Here is a 16,367-nt window from a genome sequence, read left to right on the forward strand (position 1 = left end):
CGGCCGTGCTGCTTGACCACCCCGTCTTCGCTGGGCATGCTTGGCGCCGATTAGGGTGCGGCCAAGGTTTGAAACGCCGTGTTTGCTGTTGATTGGCGTTGAACGTGCCCCTGTGGATATCGCTTGAAAGCGGCATCTTGAGTTGCTTTGGCCAGACCGGAATGCACCGCGTCTGCCATCAAAAACAGGATCATTTGAAAAATGGCCACATACGACATCCTGATTGCCGATGATCACCCTCTGTTTCGTAGCGCCCTGCATCAAGCGGTGACGCTGGGCCTCGGCCCGGATGTACGCTTGGTCGAAGTCGCAAGCATCGCCGAACTGGAAACCCGCCTGACCGAAAAAGCCGACTGGGATCTGGTCCTGCTGGACCTGAACATGCCCGGCGCTTTCGGGTTTTCCGGGTTGGTCATGCTGCGCGGGCAATACCCGCAGATTCCGGTGGTGATGGTTTCGGCGCAGGAAGAAGCGTCGGTAATGGTCAAGTCCCGTGAGTTCGGCGCTAGTGGGTTTATCCCCAAGTCCAGCGACCTCAGCGTGATTCAGGAAGCGGTGCGTAAAGTACTCGATGGCGATGTGTTCTGGCCGCCGCAGGCGTTCGAAGCGGTTGCCGTTTCCGACGAAGCCAAAGCCGCCAGCGACGGGCTCGCCAGCCTGACCCCGCAGCAGTTCCGCGTGCTGACCATGGTCTGCGAAGGCCTGTTGAACAAGCAGATTGCCTACGAGTTGAGTGTGTCGGAAGCGACCATCAAGGCCCACGTCACGGCGATCTTCCGCAAGCTGAATGTGCGCACTCGCACGCAAGCGGCTTTACTGCTGCAACAACTTGAGTCAATTCCGAGCCAATAAAGGTTGGCGTCTTCACGCTTTTTTGACTTTTGTTGAACTAGCTTTCCCACTCCTTTTTGGTTGGTTTCTACTTTATGTCACCTTTCAAGGGCCAGACCGGCCTGAAACGCATCCTCAACGCCTCCGGCTACTCGCTGGACGGTCTGCGCGCGGCCTTCACCGGTGAAGCGGCGTTCCGCCAACTGGTGTTGCTCAATGTCGTGCTGGTTCCGCTGACGTTCTTCCTCAATGTCAGCCGTGTTGAACAGGCGCTGTTGATCGCGGTGTGCCTGCTGGCGCTGATCGTCGAGCTGCTGAATTCGGCAGTCGAAGCGGCCATCGACCGCATCTCGCTGGAACTGCACCCGCTGTCGAAGAACGCCAAGGACATGGGCAGCGCCGCGCAATTCGTCGCGCTGAGCATGATCGGTCTGGTGTGGGCGGTGATTCTGCTTTAAGCGATCGTCGGCAATACGATCTCGTCGCTGCGCTGAACCCCGGCGGTGAAAGCGCGGCACAGTTCGAGAAACTCGCGCATGGCCGAAGTCTGATACTTTTGCTTGTGCCAGATGAAGTAGAACTGCCGCGCCAGATCCAGATCCGGCGTTTCCACCGGCACCAGACTGCCGCGTCGGAACGCATCGCGCAGTGCCAGTCGCGAGATGCAACCAATCCCCAGCCCCGATTCCACCGCGCGTTTGATCGCTTCGGTGTGTTCCAGCTCCAGACGGATATTCAGCGAGCTGCGATGGTGACGCATGGCCTGATCGAAGGTCAGCCGCGTGCCGGAACCTTGTTCGCGCAAAATCCACGCCTCGTGCGTCAGCTCTTCCATGGTTGCGCTGCCGCGCTGGGCCAGCGGATGTTGCGGCGCACAGAACACCACCAGCTCATCCTCAACCCAGCTCTGCACTTCGATGTCCGGGTGGCTGCAATCGCCTTCAATTAGACCCAGATCAATTTCGTAGTGGGCAACTTGTTGCACGATATTGGCAGTGTTCTGCACGTGTAGCTTCACCTGGCTTTCCGGGTGGCGCTGCATGAAGCTGCCGATCAGCAGGGTCGCCAGGTAATTGCCGATGGTCAGCGTCGCGCCGACCGACAGTGAGCCGAAACCGGATTTGCCGTTGAGCAGGTCTTCGATTTCCTTGGCCTGATCGAGCAGGGCCACCGCTTGTGGCAGCAGCTGTTTGCCGAGGGCGTTGAGGCTCAGCCGTTTGCCGGCACGATCGAACAGCTGGCAGCTGGACTGGCGCTCGAGTTCGGTAATCGAGGTGCTGGCGGCCGACTGCGAGAGGTTGAGCAGACCCGCAGCACGGGATACGCTTTCCTGCTGGGCGACGGCGACGAAGACTTGCAGTTGACGGAGAGTAAATCGCATATCGATATAACCGATAACCCTTATCTTAATAATCCAGTTAACAGATATTGTCGTCGCTATTAGAATGCGATGCAATTGCGCACCGTCGCCTTTAAAAGCCAGCGCAGACCCAATCTCCAGGAGTCAAACGTACATGAGCAACATGAACCACGAGCGTGTCCTCAGTGTTCATCACTGGAACGACACTCTGTTCAGCTTCAAGTGCACCCGCGATCCGGGCCTGCGCTTCGAGAACGGTCAGTTCGTGATGATCGGCCTGCAACAGCCCAACGGCCGCCCGCTTATGCGCGCTTACTCGATCGCCAGCCCGAACTGGGAAGAGCATCTGGAATTCTTCAGCATCAAGGTGCAGGACGGCCCGCTGACCTCGCAGCTGCAACATTTGAAGGAAGGCGACGAGATCATCATCTCGAAGAAGCCTACCGGCACGCTGGTTCTCGATGACCTGAACCCGGGCAAGCACTTGTACCTGCTGAGCACCGGCACCGGTCTGGCGCCGTTCATGAGCGTGATCCAGGACCCGGAAACCTACGAGCGCTTTGAAAAAGTGATCCTGGTTCACGGTGTGCGTTACGTCAACGAAGTCGCTTACCGCGAATTCATCACTGAGCACCTGCCGCAGAACGAGTTCTTCGGCGAAGCCCTGCGTGACAAGCTGATCTACTACCCGACCGTGACCCGCGAGCCTTTCGAGAATCAGGGCCGTCTGACCGACCTGATGCGCAGCGGCAAGCTGTTCAGCGACATCGGCCTGCCACCGATCAACCCGCAGGACGACCGCGCGATGATCTGCGGCAGCCCGAGCATGCTCGACGAGACCAGCGAAGTGCTCGACAGCTTCGGCCTGAAAATCTCGGCGCGGATGCGCGAGCCGGGTGATTACCTGATCGAGCGTGCGTTCGTCGAGAAGTAAGCCCCACTGAAAAAGCCCCCATTGCCTTTGCAGGCAATGGGGGCTTTTTTATGCCTGAAACATTTCCTTCATGCCTGCCACAATCCATGTAGGAGCTGCCGAAGGCTGCGATCTTTTGATCTTGCTTTTAAGATCAAAATCAAAAGATCGCAGCCTTCGGCAGCTCCTACATTGACCGAGGTCTCAGGCGTTGGCGGGGATGACTTCGAGCACGCGGATCTGCTCCGGTGTCGGGTAATGCCAGCGCACATCCAGATCCCAGAATTGCGCGCCATATTCGCGTTCAGGCGCCGGGGTTTGATAGGCCGGGCGCGGGTCCTGAGCCAAACACTGTTCAATCAAAGCCACCAACGGCTCATCAAGGCGCTGAGCGTGTGTGTGCGCCTGTTTCAGTGCTGAGTCCGTCCACTGCACTTCAATCAGCTGCGGCGCCGCACTGGCGATGCTGTTGGCGGCGTTGGGGATGATGTCGGCGTAAGGTACGTAGGGTTTGATGTCGAGAACCGGCGTGCCGTCGAGCAAGTCGATGCCGGAGATAAACAGCCGATTGGCTTCGACCTTGTCCAGTTTCACCACGGATTGGCCGATGCCGTTCGGGCGGTGCGTCGCACGAGTAGCGAATACGCCCATGGATTTGTTGCCGCCCAGGCGCGGCGGGCGGACTTTCAGGCGTGGTTTTTCTTCGAGCGCCTGATGGAACAGGAACAGCAACCAGACGTGGCTGACCTGTTCCAGACCCTGCACGGCGTCACCCTGATCGAACGGCGCCACCAGTTCCAGCACACCACGGGCGGCAGGGGCCAGTTGTGGCTGGCGGGGGATGGCGAATTTCTCCTTGAAGCAGGAGCGCACGAAGCCGATGGGGGAGACGCTGTAAGTCATGGTTTGCATTCGAAGCGGGGCAGGGTGGGCATGATAACCCGGCGGGCCTCAAGTCTGGTGGTGGCAGGGCTGACGACATCGCGAGCAGGCTCACTCCTACAGGATTGTGGGTGTACACAAAATCTCTGTTCGCTGAAAATCCCTGTAGGAGTGAGCCTGCTCGCGATAGCTTCACCGCCGACCTAGAGGCTGAACCCACCATCCAGAGGAATAATATTCCCGGTCATGTAAGCCCCAGCCGTACTCGCCAGGCTGATCGCCAACGCCGCCATCTCTTCCTCACGCCCCCAACGCTTCATCGGAATCAGCGCCGTGTCCTCAGCCAATGCTTTCTGATCATTACCAATATGCTGAGTCATCTTGCTCGGAAACCGCCCCGGCGCGATCACATTGACGTTGATGTGCTGGCTCACCAGTTCCCGCGCCAGAATCCGCGACAATTGATGCAAGGCGGCCTTACTCGGCCCGTAGGCATAGGCCTGCTCGCCAAACGAAGAAATCCCTGCCACCGAACCGATATTGATAATCCGCGCCGGATTCGCCGCAGAACCACCCTTGCGCAACAAGGGCAGAAACTGCTGGATGCAACTGAACACCGACGTCACGTTGAGCTGCATGACCTTTTCCCAGCCCTTGACCGGATAGCTCTCCAGCGGCGCGCCCCAAGTGGTGCCCGCGTTGTTCACCAGAATATCCAGATGCGTGATCTGCTCACCCAGGCGCGCGGCCAGTTCCTGGACACCTTCTTCGGTCGCCAGGTTCGCCGCCACACCGTGACATTTGCCCAAGGCGCTGAGTTCTTCAGCGGTTTGATGGCAGGCCTCGGCATCGCGTGAGCAGACATAGACGCGCGCGCCAGCCTCGACGAAGGCTTTGGCGATCATTTTGCCGATACCACGGGTGCCGCCGGTCACCAGAGCGGTGCGGCCTTGCAGGGAGAAATACGGGTGCATGGCGAGTCCTGAAGATTAGGGATCAGTACACCCTAGTCGTCAGCCGCGCGAAGCGGAGCCATTATTTCTGGAGGGAATGAACAGTCATGCGCTGCGGTGGCGACCATCGATCACCACCGCAGAGGGGATCAAGCCGGGCGAACGCGCAGGGTCAGACCCTTGAGGAAGTTACGCAGCAACTGGTCGCCGCACGGGCGATAGTTGGTGTGGCCAACCTTGCGGAACAGTGCGCTCAGCTCAGGCTTGGACACCGGGAACTCGGCAGCCTTGAGAATCGCGTGCATGTCGTCTTCTTTCAGTTCGAAGGCCACGCGCAGCTTTTTCAGAATGATGTTATTGGTCACCGGCACTTCGATCGGCTGCGGCGGACGGCTTTCGTCTTTGCCACGCTTGAAGATCACCAGGCCGTCGAGGAAGTGCGCGATGACTTCGTCCGGGCAGCGCACGAAACCTTCTTCGTCTTCTTCTTTCTTGTCGAGCCAGGTCAGCACGTCAGCGAGTGCTACGTCCATGCCGCCGAGTTTGATGATTTCGACAACTTTCTTGTCGCTGATGTCGAGCATGTAGCGCACGCTGCGCAATACGTCGTTATGAATCATGTGAGTAATCCTGATAAGCGTTGTGGGCAGCACGCGGGCGCGCTGCCGGAATGTGTGGCGGCAGTGGAAGTCTTAGAACTTCTCTTTGCCGGACAGGTAGCGCCATTGGCCGACCGGGACTTTGCCGATGGAGACGCCGCCGATGCGGATGCGGCGGATGCCGATGACCTTCAGGCCGACCGCTTCGCAGAACTGGGCAATGATCCCCGGTTGCGGGTTTTTCATGGCGAAGCGCAGACGGTTTTCGTTCTGCCAGCTGGCCTTGACCGGCGGCAGCTCCTTGCCCTTGTGCGTCAGGCCGTGCTGCAAGCGGTTGAGGCCGTGCGCGACCATGTCCCCTTCGACTTCGACCACGTATTCCTGCTCGATCTTCGCGGCGTCGGCCGTGAGCTTGCGCAGGATTTTCCAGTCCTGCGTGAACACCAGCAGGCCGCTGGCCTTGGCTTGCAGGTCGGCGCTGGCGGTCAGGCGCAGGAAGTGCCCGCGCAACGGGCGTTTGCCATAGCGGTGTTCTTCGCTGAGGGTGTCGATGCTCAGCGATTGCATGGCGCTTTCGACGTCCATGCCGGCCGGCGCGTTGAGCAGGATAGTCACCGGCTCCGGCGCGGTGGCCTGGGCCTCCTTGTCGAGCTCGACCTTCTGGTCGCCGACCTTGAACTGCGGTTCGTCGATGACTTCGCCGTCCACGGTGACCCAGCCGCCCTCGATGAACAGCTCGGCCTCCCGGCGGGAGCAACCGACCAGTTCGATGAGGCGTTTGGAGAGGCGAATCGGGTCAGTCATGACAGGGCCGTAACAAAAAAGGGGTGGGCATTGTACCTGTGTGGCGCCGGTTAAGCCCGGTTCCATTTTCACGGTGTCCGTATTCCCTGTGGGAGCTGGCTTGCCAGCGATGGCATCACCTCGGTGGATCTGTCAGACCGAGGCGTCTGCATCGCTGGCAAGCCAGCTCCCACAGGGGCTCCTTGGTGTGTCAGGCGTGGCTTGAGCGTGTTTGGGTTTGGCGCATGCGCATGTGCAGCAACGGGTACGGCTGGCCCATGCCATCCACTTCAGAGCGGCCGATCACTTCAAAACCCTGCTTGAAATAAAAACCCAGTGCCTGCGGGTTCTGTTCGTTGACGTCGAGTTCATCGGCATTCAGATGCTGCATGGCGTAGTTGAGCAGTTTCTTGCCCAAACCCTGGCCGCGATGATCGGGATCGATGAACAACATTTCAATCTTGCCCGCTGCCACCCCGGCGAACCCGGTGATGCGCTGGTCGGCGTCCTTGGTGCAGATCAACATCACCGCATCGAGATAACGTGTCAGCACCAAATTGCGCAGCAGTTCGATGTAGCTCTCTGGCAGAAAATCATGGGTGGCGCGAACCGAGGCCTCCCAGACCCGGGTCAGTTCCTGATAATCGCTGAGTTTCGGCGTGTGGATGACCGAATGGTGACGCATGCCCGTCTGCCTCTTTTCTGTTTCAAGGGAGTCCGTCCCCCGCTAAACGATAGCCGTAAAAAAGCCCCGCATCGAGCGAGGCTTTTAAATTCAGCGCTATCCCGAATCCCGGTAGGAGCTGACGCGTGAAACGAGGCTGCGATCTGTTGATCTGGTTTTTTCAGATCAAGATCAACAGATCGCAGCCTTCGGCAGCTCCTACAGGGTATGCGGTGTTAGATCTGTTCGGCCCACAGGTCGTATTCGTCAGCGTCGGTGACTTTGCACCAGACCTTGTCGCCCGGCTTCAGATTGCTGCCGTTGTCGATGAACACGTTGCCATCGATTTCCGGGGCATCGAAGAAGCAGCGGCCAACCGCGCCTTGCTCGTCGACTTCGTCCACCAGTACTTCGATTTCACGGCCGATGCGCATTTGCAGGCGGGCCGAGCTGATCGCCTGCTGGTGCGCCATGAAGCGATCCCAACGATCCTGTTTGACGTCGTCCGGAACGATCTCCAGATCCAGATCGTTGGCCGGAGCGCCTTCAACCGGCGAGTACTGGAAGCAGCCGACGCGGTCGAGCTGGGCTTCGGTCAGCCAGTTCAGCAGGTACTGGAAGTCTTCTTCGGTTTCGCCCGGGAAGCCGACGATGAAGGTCGAACGGATGATCAGATCCGGGCAGATTTCGCGCCAGTTCTTGATGCGCGCCAGGGTCTTGTCTTCGAACGCCGGGCGTTTCATCGACTTCAACACTTTCGGGCTGGCGTGCTGGAACGGGATGTCCAGGTACGGCAGGATCTTGCCGGCGGCCATCAGCGGGATCAGTTCGTCAACGTGCGGGTACGGGTAAACGTAGTGCAGACGCACCCAGACGCCGAGGGTGCTCAGCGCTTCGCAGAGCTCGGTCATGCGGGTTTTCACCGGCGCGCCGTTCCAGAAACCGGTGCGGTATTTCACGTCGACGCCATATGCGCTGGTGTCTTGCGAAATCACCAGCAACTCTTTAACGCCGGATTTGACCAGACGCTGAGCTTCGTCGAGCACATCGCCGACCGGACGGCTGACCAGTTTGCCGCGCATCGACGGGATGATGCAGAACGAGCAGCTGTGGTTGCAGCCTTCGGAGATCTTCAGGTAGGCGTAGTGACGCGGGGTCAGCTTGATGCCTTGCGGCGGCACCAGGTCGATCAGCGGGTTGTGATCTTTACGCGGCGGCACCACTTCGTGCACAGCGTTGACCACTTGCTCGTACTGCTGCGGGCCGGTCACGGCCAGCACGCTCGGGTGGACGTTGCGGATGTTGCCTTCTTCCACGCCCATGCAACCGGTGACGATCACCTTGCCGTTTTCCTTGATCGCTTCGCCGATCACTTCCAGCGACTCAGCCTTGGCCGAATCGATGAAACCGCAGGTGTTGACGACTACAACGTCGGCGTCCTGATAGGTGGACACCACGTCATAACCTTCCATGCGCAGCTGGGTCAGGATGCGCTCGGAGTCGACCAGTGCTTTCGGGCAACCCAGAGATACAAAGCCAACCTTTGGATTGGCCGGCGCAGGAGTGGTGGACATGTCTAACCTCGGTATTTTGTGACATCGCTTTCTGGGTGCGAAAGCCGACGGACGGGCGCTTAAGGTGCGCCTCTGATCAAAAAGTGCGCAATTCTAGCGGCGGGCAACGCACTTGACCAGCTTTATGCAGGGAAATACGACGAGTGCTGCGCTATGCTTCGCGCCGTTGAGCTTTACCAATTTTTTACAGTCAACAAATGGTCTGTAACAACAGGTAAAACAGCGCATGCTGCACCACAAAGCATAGTGCTTCATTCAAAGAAGCCGGTTCTGAGAAGTAGGAGTGTTGGATGGGTCAGGCAAGTAGTCATGCGGCAGGCGCCGAGGGTTCGGCCTCCAAGCCGCTGAGCATGCTGGTCGCGGCGGTCGGGGTAGTTTACGGCGACATCGGCACGAGCCCGTTGTACACCCTTAAGGAAGTGTTTTCCGGCGGTTACGGCGTACCGGTCAACCACGACGGCGTGCTGGGCATTCTGTCGTTGATCTTCTGGTCGCTGATCTGGGTCGTGTCGATCAAATACATGATGTTCGTGCTGCGCGCCGACAACCAGGGCGAGGGCGGCATCATGGCGCTCACGGCGCTGGCGCGGCGGGCGGCAGGGCATCGCAAGAAACTGCGCTCGTTGCTGGTGGTGTGCGGACTGATCGGCGCGGCGCTGTTTTACGGCGACAGCATGATCACCCCGGCGATTTCCGTGCTGTCGGCGATTGAAGGTCTGGGGTTGGCGTTTGATGGCATCGACCATTGGGTGGTGCCGCTGTCGCTGGTGGTGCTGGTCGGGTTGTTCCTGATCCAGAGCCATGGCACCGCGCGAATCGGCATCCTGTTCGGGCCGATCATGGTCACCTGGTTCCTCGTCCTCGGCGCCCTCGGCGTGTATGGCATTAGCCACACGCCAGAAGTGTTGCATGCGATGAACCCGATGTGGGCGGTGAATTTCTTCGTCGTTCATCCGGGCATGGGCGTGGCGATCCTCGGCGCTGTGGTGCTGGCGCTGACCGGTGCCGAAGCGCTGTACGCCGACATGGGCCACTTCGGTCGCAAGCCGATTGCCCGCGCGTGGTTCATCCTGGTATTGCCGGCGCTGGTGCTCAATTACTTCGGTCAGGGTGCTTTGCTGCTCGACAACCCGGAGGCGGCGCGTAACCCGTTCTACCTGCTCGCACCGAGCTGGGCGCTGATTCCATTGGTCGGTCTGTCGACCATGGCCACGGTGATCGCCTCGCAAGCGGTGATTTCCGGCGCGTTCTCCCTGACTCGTCAGGCGATTCAGCTCGGCTACATCCCGCGTATGTACATCCAGCACACTTCCAGCGATGAGCAGGGCCAGATTTATATCGGTGCGGTGAACTGGGCGCTGATGGTCGGTGTTGTGTTGCTGGTGCTGGGCTTCGAATCCTCCGGCGCACTGGCCTCGGCCTATGGCGTGGCGGTGACTGGCACCATGCTGATGACCACCATTCTGGTGTCGGCGGTGATGCTGCTGCTGTGGAAGTGGCCACCGATCCTCGCGGTGCCGGTGTTGATCGGCTTCCTGCTGGTGGACGGCCTGTACTTCGCCGCCAACGTGCCGAAGATCGTTCAGGGCGGTGCGTTCCCGGTGATCGCCGGTATCGCCCTGTTCGTGCTGATGACCACTTGGAAGCGCGGCAAGCAACTGCTGGTCGAACGCCTCGACGAAGGCGCGCTGCCGCTGCCGATCTTCATCAGCAGCATCCGCGTGCAACCGCCGCACCGCGTGCAGGGCACCGCGGTGTTCCTCACTGCGCGTTCCGACGCCGTGCCGCATGCGTTGTTGCACAACTTGCTGCACAACCAGGTACTGCATGAGCAAGTGGTGTTGCTGACGGTGGTCTACGAAGATATCCCGCGCGTACCGCCATCGCGGCGCTTTGAAGTCGAAGCGCATGGGGAGGGCTTCTTCCGGGTGATCCTGCACTTTGGCTTCACCGATGAACCGGACGTGCCGCAGGCGCTGAAGCTGTGTCATCTGGATGATCTGGACTTCAGCCCGATGCGCACCACGTACTTCCTCAGCCGCGAAACGGTGATTGCTTCGAAACTTGAGGGGATGGCGCGTTGGCGTGAGGCACTGTTTGCATTCATGTTGAAGAATGCCAATGGCAATTTGCGCTTCTTCAATCTGCCGCTGAACCGGGTGATTGAGTTGGGGACGCAGGTGGAGATGTAACTTCGCGTTATAGAAAGAGCCCCCGTCAGCGTTGTGGTTGGCGGGGGCTTTTTTGTGGGCGGCAACTTCAGATCAAAAGATCGCAGCCTACGGCAGCTCCTACAGGGTTCGCATTCCATGTAGGAGCTGCCGAAGGCTGCGATCTTTTGATCTTCAAACCTCTACAAGCCTTCAGGCATCTCTGCTTCAGACTCGGTCTTCGTCCGCGCAGGTCGTGGGATCAGCGCTTGGATCACATCATCAATCAAAGCTTTGCCCATCACCGTCAGGTAATGCGCGGCCCAGGCATGGCGGTCGGTGTCTTTGATGAAGGCAGCGTCCTCGGCGAAGGATTTGGCGAGGGACAGCAGGTCGGAGGATTGGGACAAGGCATCGATGATCGGGATGCCGGCGCGGACGTTGAAGAACGCTTGATCAGAGTTGTGGAGGAAAGGGGTGAAGCCGATGGTTTTAACGTTTGCGAATCCGTGCAGATCAGTTTCGGTCATCGTGTTACTCCTTGGTTCGAAGCGCCGCGACTTTCGTTACCACACGAAAGGGAGGCAGCCGTACGCAGGGTGGTAAACCGGGAACCAAGGAAACCGGCACGCCCGAAAGCGTCCCACGCACAGCCGCCATAATTTGAGGAGCGCGCTGTTGCGATGGTTTCTCCGGGTTACCACACCCGATCGCTGAATGGGTCAGCGACATCCGGAGAGTATCCCGTCAAAAAACAGCACAACAGGGCGGCAAGGCTCCGCAACACGCGATTCGGAGTTTGCCTACAAGGTCTGTCGGCGTCATCCGATATTGCGAGACTGGAAGTAAACGAGACTACACGCCACTGGTGATTTTCGGGGTTGACGATTCAATGTTGCCGACGATGCAGGTGTCCACATTTTATGGAATGTGGACACCTGCCGTTTTTGGCTTCATCGAGAGTCAAGATATTTACGAGTGCATGTATAAAGTTTCTGAATCCAGCGCAATTCCCCTGTAGGAGTGGGTTCATCGTCCGAGATGTAAAAAGCCCCCGCAACCGTGAAGTTGCGGGGGCTTTTTGTGGACGTGGCTCAGATCACTCTTCAGCGACCTGGCTCGCCGCTTGACGCTTCTCGATCAAGTCCACCAAGCGCTTGGCCAGCGCCGGGTAGTTCTCGTCGAAGTGGTGCCCGCCAGGCAGTTTCACCGCTTCACCGACTGCAGTCTTGTCCGTGCAGCCACTTTCATCGGTTTCTTCTTCACCGTAGATGCACACAACCTTCGCCGCTGGCAGCTTGGCCATTTCCGGGCCGGTGGCGGCTTCTTTGCCGGCGTTACCCAGCCAGCCTTCGACTTCGATTTCGAAGCTGCCGGTGCGGGCGAAGGCGAGCAGGATGATTGCGTCGACGCGTTGTTGCTCGGTGTCCGGCAGGCGGTTGTAGATCGCCGGCAACACATCAGCGCCGAACGAATAACCGGTGAGGATGAAGCGTTTGGTGCCCCATTTCTGCCGGTAGTGCTGCATCAGTTCGGTCAGGTCCAGCGCGCTTTGCTCCGGGCTCTTGTGCTGCCAGTAGTAGCGCAGGGTGTCGATGCCGACCACCGGGTAGCCAATCTTGGCCATTTCGCCCGCCACGTCGCGGTCGAGGTCGCGCCAGCCGCCGTCACCGGAGAGGAACAGGGTCACGGTGTCTTTCGCTTGGCCGGCCGGCACTTCAACCACCGGGATCGCCAGGCCGCCATTGGCCTTGTCGCCGCCGACGAGAATCTTGCGCAGTTCGTTGTTCAGCACTTGCGGCAGGTTGATGTCGTAATCGCTGATGCTGGTTTCGGCGTTCGGTTGATCGCGCACGAAACCTGCGCTGGCGTCGTCCGGGTTGTCGTTCCACGCTACCAGCCAGTGGCCGTGGGCAGCGGATTTTGGCAGCAGGTGAGTGCAGCCACCTTTTTCCAGGGCAAGGTCGACGGAGATGGCCTGGGCCTTGTCGTCTTTCTGCTCCGACAACCAGCGCCAGGCCAGCACAGCGCCTGGGCCAATGCCGCTGACCAGCGTGGCCGGGCCGTTCAGTTCACGCAGACCCGATTGCAGGGCGCGGCTTTGCAGCAGGCAGTCCTTGGGCAGAATCACCTGAACGATCTGCGCCGAAGCGCTGCGGCTCAGGGTGGTCAGTTGTTTTTCAGAGAGTTTCTGGTCGTCGTTGACCGCGACCAGCACCTGCGCCTTGGGCTTGGTGCCCGGGATAACGCGGGTCATGGCGGCGCCATCGGCCGGGGTCAGTTGTTCGACGGTCGGTTCCGGTGCCGGGCGTTTGAGGTACCAGTAACCGCCGCCGGCAATCACGGCCAGCACGATCAGTGCGGCCAGGATGTACTTCAGGGAGCGTTGAATCATCAGCGTTTCACCAATCCAGTCAAGCCGCCCGCGATCAGGGCAGCAGTGTCGGCCAGCGCCACCAGCGGATCGAGTCCGGCGGGCACGGCCATATAACGGGGTTCCCAGTCAGGCTGGAACTTGTCTTTGAAGCGGCGCAAGCCTTGGAAGTTGTACAGCTGCTCACCACGGCGGAAAACCATCGAGCCCAGACGCTGGGTCAGCGGTGCACCACGCCGGGGTTGCAACCCCGACAACGGCACCATGCCCAGGCTGAAACGCGCGTATCCGTGACTCTTATAGTGTTGAATCAGGCCGACCATCATGAATTCCATGGTCAGCTTGGGGGCGTCCGGGTGCGCGCGCATCAGGTCGAGACTGGCCAGGTCATGGCTGTAAGTCTCGAGCAAGTTGGCGAACGCCACCGGGCGGCCTTCGAAGCGAATCACCGCGATGCGGAAATGCTTCAGGTAATCGTCGCTGAAACGGCCGAGGGAGAAGCCTTTCTCACGCACGTTCTTGCCGGTCAGCCACGCATCGGAAATCACTTTCAGCTCGTCCATCGGCGCCTGACCGGGCTCATGGATTTCCAGCGACAAGCCATCGCGGGTGCCACGGTTCCAGGTGTAGCGCAGGTCCTTCATCTCTTTGCCCTTGGCTTCAAGGTCAAAGCGAAGCAGGTCGACCCGGGCTTCTTCGCCGAGTTTGATCGCGGTCAGGCCGATGTCCATGTAGTACGGCAGGTTCTCCGCGCGCACCTGGTAGAACACCGGGCGGGCGTGGTGAATATCGCAGAGGTCGCGGAACTGCCAGATCATCTCGGCACGTTGCTGGCCGGGGCCGATCGGGTCGTACAGCGCCACCAGGCTGCGGCCACGCCGTGCGTACATCAGGAAGGCTTCGTCGTTCTGGTGAAACAGCAACGCTTTGTCACCGGTAAGCGCGAGGCCGCCGTCGGGCTGCGACGAGGCCATCAGGATCTTCGCCGCGCGATCGAGTTCGTCGGGTGTCGGCAGGTGAATGACCGGGCGAGCAGTGCGCAGCAGCCAAGTTAGCGCGATCACCAACAGCAGGACGGCGGCGCCGAGCAGCGAACGCAGGCCGCGCGGCGCGTCAGCATCCAGGGTGAACTGCCACCACAGTTGATGGCTGTACGGCACGTCTTGATAGGCGAACAGCAGCAGCCAGGTCGAAGCGCCGAGCACACAGAGGCTGGCCACCAGATACAGGGGGGAGAAGGGCAGTTCGGTGAGGCGACTCGGGCGATAGAACGAGCGACGAAACACCCCTAGCAGCGCAGCCGTCAGGGTCATCAGCGTCGCTTCTTCCCAGTCGAAACCTTTGAGCAGCGAGAGCAGGGCGCCAACCAGCAACAGAATGGTGGTTAGCATCCACGCGGCCGAGAGGCGACGACGCAGGCCTTGAGCGAGCATCAGGCAGAGCACGCCGATCAGGCTGGCGCCGAAGTGCGAGGCGTCGACCAGGCGATGCGGGATCAGAAAGCCAATGTGTTCCAGACGCGTGTCGATCTCGGGTGTGGCGCCGGAGAACAGCAGCACCACGCCGGACAGGAATACCAGCACCGCCAGAATCGGTGCCGCCAGACCAGACGCTGCACGCATGGTCTGAGTCTGAAACAGGCGCTGACCTTCATTGATCAGCAGGAATACGCAGGCCACCAGCAACGGCAGCACCACATAGATCAGGCGATACAGCAGCAGGGCGGCGGCCAGTGGTGCGGCACCGAGCTTGTCGGCGAAAGCGGCCAGCAGAATCGCTTCGAACACACCCACGCCGCCGGGTACGTGGCTGAGCACGCCAGCCGCCAGTGCCAGCAGGTACACCAGCAGGAACGCACCAAACGGCGGCGCTTCCGGCAGCAACAGATAAAGGACAGTGGCGGCAGCCGCAACGTCGAGGGCGGTAATGATCAGTTGCAGGAACGTCAGACGACGCCCCGGCAAGCGCAGCGTGCGGCGACCGACCCTGACCAGCAGGTTGTCGCGCAACGGTTGTTCCGGCAGGCGTCGACGGTAGATGCCGATAGCCAGCACTGCGCCAAGCAATAGCACGACAGCGGCGACAGTGCCCAGCAGACCTTCGGACAACCCCAGCGCCTGGGAGGCAGCAGGCAGGTCACTCAGCGTCGCCAGCGCTGCCAGTGGCGGCAAGGCGCAGCCCAGCGACAGACTGGCAAACAAGGTCATGTGCGCGACTTCCGACGCGCCCAGACCCAGCCGTGCATATAAACGGTAGCGCACCGAGCCGCCGGAGAGCAGCGACAAGCCGATGGCATTGCCAATCGCAAACGCGGTAAACCCGCCGAGGGCTAGCGTGCGTGGCGGCAAGGTCACACCGGCATAGCGACTGGCCGACCATTCATAGCCCAGCAGGATAATGAAGCCGACCACGGTCGCGCCGAACGCACCGAGCAGGGCGGGTTTCGGCACGTCGAGAATCGAGTCGTGCAGCGCATCGAGATCGAGTTCGGCGAGCAGATGGCGACAGGCAATCAGCGCAATGGCAAACAGCAGCAGCGTGACCGCCAGACCAATCGGTTGTCGGTATTTGCTCAACCGATCCAGCAAGCGCAAGCGCTCGGGTTTGATCGGGTGTTCCGCTGTGACGGTGTCTTGTGGATCAGACGAGTTGGCGCGCATCAATCACCTCTTGGATTGTGCGCGACAGGATGGAGGTATCCAGCCAAGTTACCAATCCCTGTAGAAAAAAATAATCACAAAATACTACGCCTCTCACCGGGTATCGGCGAGGGCAGTTCCTGGATTGCAGACGTCTTGCCTGCGACTCAAGCATAGTCGCAAGTTGGCGAGTCTGATGATCCCCAGCGGTTCACTGCACAGTGACAGATCATTGTTGCGAAAGGACTTTTTCAACAGATACAAAAAAGGCCACTCTTTCGAGTAGCCTTTTTTGATGTTTGGTTGCGGGAGCCGGATTTGAACCGACGACCTTCGGGTTATGAGCCCGACGAGCTACCAGACTGCTCCATCCCGCGTCTGTGTGGCGGCATTCTACAGACGAACGACGGGGTGTCAACCGCTAATCCCATAAAGGGTCAAATAAGTGTGCATTCGCGTCAAACGGTCGCAGGTGGAGGCTTAAGTTTCGGAAATGCAAAGAATTCCTGTTTGGCGATGGCTTCTCTAGCTTCTCTATAAGAAGAGGAAATCGACAAAACAGACGCGCACAAAAAAGGCCACTCTTTCGAGTAGCCTTTTTTGATGTTTGGTTGCGGGAGCCGGATTTGAACCGACGACCTTCGG

General features: G+C 59.6%; 15 protein-coding genes and 1 tRNA gene. 4 read left to right on the forward strand and 12 right to left on the reverse strand.

Annotated features, from left to right (window positions below):
• Positions 1-50: 50 nt before the first annotated feature.
• Positions 51-209 (reverse strand): hypothetical protein, encoded by a 159-nt coding sequence (locus ACQ4MY_RS02665; protein WP_157173056.1) that lies wholly within the window; start codon positions 207-209, stop codon positions 51-53.
• Between ACQ4MY_RS02665 and erdR the strand changes: the two genes are divergently transcribed.
• Complete coding sequence (gene erdR / locus ACQ4MY_RS02670; RefSeq protein ID WP_008077176.1) at positions 202-852, forward strand: response regulator transcription factor ErdR; 651 nt, start codon at positions 202-204, stop codon at positions 850-852. The two genes, ACQ4MY_RS02665 and erdR, sit on opposite strands and share 8 nt — an antisense overlap.
• A gap of 74 nt (positions 853-926) precedes the next feature.
• A complete protein-coding gene (locus tag ACQ4MY_RS02675; protein WP_440093558.1) occupies positions 927-1,289 on the forward strand; it encodes a diacylglycerol kinase in 363 nt (120 codons plus the stop codon).
• Here ACQ4MY_RS02675 and ACQ4MY_RS02680 read toward each other — a convergent pair.
• Positions 1,286-2,212: a LysR family transcriptional regulator gene (locus tag ACQ4MY_RS02680; protein WP_008077179.1), complete on the reverse strand. Its 927-nt coding sequence runs from the start codon at positions 2,210-2,212 to the stop codon at positions 1,286-1,288. The genes ACQ4MY_RS02675 and ACQ4MY_RS02680 overlap by 4 nt on opposite strands.
• Positions 2,213-2,345: 133 nt before the next feature.
• Between ACQ4MY_RS02680 and fpr the strand changes: the two genes are divergently transcribed.
• A complete protein-coding gene (gene fpr, locus ACQ4MY_RS02685; protein ID WP_007908723.1) occupies positions 2,346-3,125 on the forward strand; it encodes a ferredoxin-NADP reductase in 780 nt (259 codons plus the stop codon).
• Between the two features lie 183 nt (positions 3,126-3,308).
• On the opposite strand, the gene tsaA is transcribed toward fpr, so the two are convergent.
• The 6 genes from tsaA to rimO all read right to left on the reverse strand — a co-directional run bounded on the left by tsaA (position 3,309) and on the right by rimO (position 8,559).
• The gene (gene tsaA / locus ACQ4MY_RS02690) at positions 3,309-4,007 is read right to left on the reverse strand and encodes a tRNA (N6-threonylcarbamoyladenosine(37)-N6)-methyltransferase TrmO (protein WP_440093561.1); all 699 of its coding nucleotides are present in this window, start codon (positions 4,005-4,007) and stop codon (positions 3,309-3,311) included.
• Positions 4,008-4,189: 182 nt separating this feature from the next.
• The gene (locus tag ACQ4MY_RS02695) at positions 4,190-4,960 is read right to left on the reverse strand and encodes an SDR family oxidoreductase (RefSeq protein ID WP_320413969.1); all 771 of its coding nucleotides are present in this window, start codon (positions 4,958-4,960) and stop codon (positions 4,190-4,192) included.
• 128 nt (positions 4,961-5,088) lie between these two features.
• Complete coding sequence (locus tag ACQ4MY_RS02700) at positions 5,089-5,559, reverse strand: DUF1456 family protein (protein WP_053117744.1); 471 nt, start codon at positions 5,557-5,559, stop codon at positions 5,089-5,091.
• Positions 5,560-5,631: 72 nt separating this feature from the next.
• Positions 5,632-6,342: an rRNA pseudouridine synthase gene (locus tag ACQ4MY_RS02705; protein WP_414926585.1), complete on the reverse strand. Its 711-nt coding sequence runs from the start codon at positions 6,340-6,342 to the stop codon at positions 5,632-5,634.
• A 190-nt stretch (positions 6,343-6,532) separates the two neighbouring features.
• The gene (locus ACQ4MY_RS02710) at positions 6,533-7,006 is read right to left on the reverse strand and encodes a GNAT family N-acetyltransferase (RefSeq protein WP_440093564.1); all 474 of its coding nucleotides are present in this window, start codon (positions 7,004-7,006) and stop codon (positions 6,533-6,535) included.
• Positions 7,007-7,221: 215 nt separating this feature from the next.
• Positions 7,222-8,559, reverse strand: a complete 1,338-nt coding sequence (gene rimO / locus ACQ4MY_RS02715) for a 30S ribosomal protein S12 methylthiotransferase RimO (RefSeq protein WP_034154944.1) — start codon at positions 8,557-8,559, stop codon at positions 7,222-7,224.
• 350 nt (positions 8,560-8,909) lie between these two features.
• On the opposite strand from rimO, the gene ACQ4MY_RS02720 reads away from it, so the two are divergent.
• Positions 8,910-10,751 carry a potassium transporter Kup gene (locus ACQ4MY_RS02720; RefSeq protein ID WP_440093653.1) on the forward strand — a complete coding sequence of 614 codons (1,842 nt, stop codon included), beginning with the start codon at positions 8,910-8,912 and terminating at the stop codon, positions 10,749-10,751.
• A 161-nt stretch (positions 10,752-10,912) separates the two neighbouring features.
• Here the strand turns inward: ACQ4MY_RS02720 and ACQ4MY_RS02725 are convergent, their stop codons facing one another.
• The 4 genes from ACQ4MY_RS02725 to ACQ4MY_RS02740 all read right to left on the reverse strand — a co-directional run bounded on the left by ACQ4MY_RS02725 (position 10,913) and on the right by ACQ4MY_RS02740 (position 16,099).
• Complete coding sequence (locus ACQ4MY_RS02725; RefSeq protein ID WP_440093566.1) at positions 10,913-11,239, reverse strand: DUF3077 domain-containing protein; 327 nt, start codon at positions 11,237-11,239, stop codon at positions 10,913-10,915.
• Positions 11,240-11,808: 569 nt separating this feature from the next.
• Positions 11,809-13,104, reverse strand: a complete 1,296-nt coding sequence (locus ACQ4MY_RS02730) for an AcvB/VirJ family lysyl-phosphatidylglycerol hydrolase (RefSeq protein WP_440093568.1) — start codon at positions 13,102-13,104, stop codon at positions 11,809-11,811.
• Entirely contained in the window at positions 13,104-15,743 is a 2,640-nt protein-coding gene (gene mprF, locus ACQ4MY_RS02735) for a bifunctional lysylphosphatidylglycerol flippase/synthetase MprF (RefSeq protein WP_064120803.1), read from the reverse strand. The genes ACQ4MY_RS02730 and mprF overlap by 1 nt, the downstream gene beginning before the upstream one ends.
• Positions 15,744-16,022: 279 nt before the next feature.
• Positions 16,023-16,099, reverse strand: a tRNA-Met gene (locus ACQ4MY_RS02740).
• Positions 16,100-16,367 lie beyond the last annotated feature (268 nt).

This window comes from Pseudomonas sp. SM4 (assembly GCF_051913165.1).
Classification (GTDB): Bacteria; Pseudomonadota; Gammaproteobacteria; order Pseudomonadales; family Pseudomonadaceae; genus Aquipseudomonas.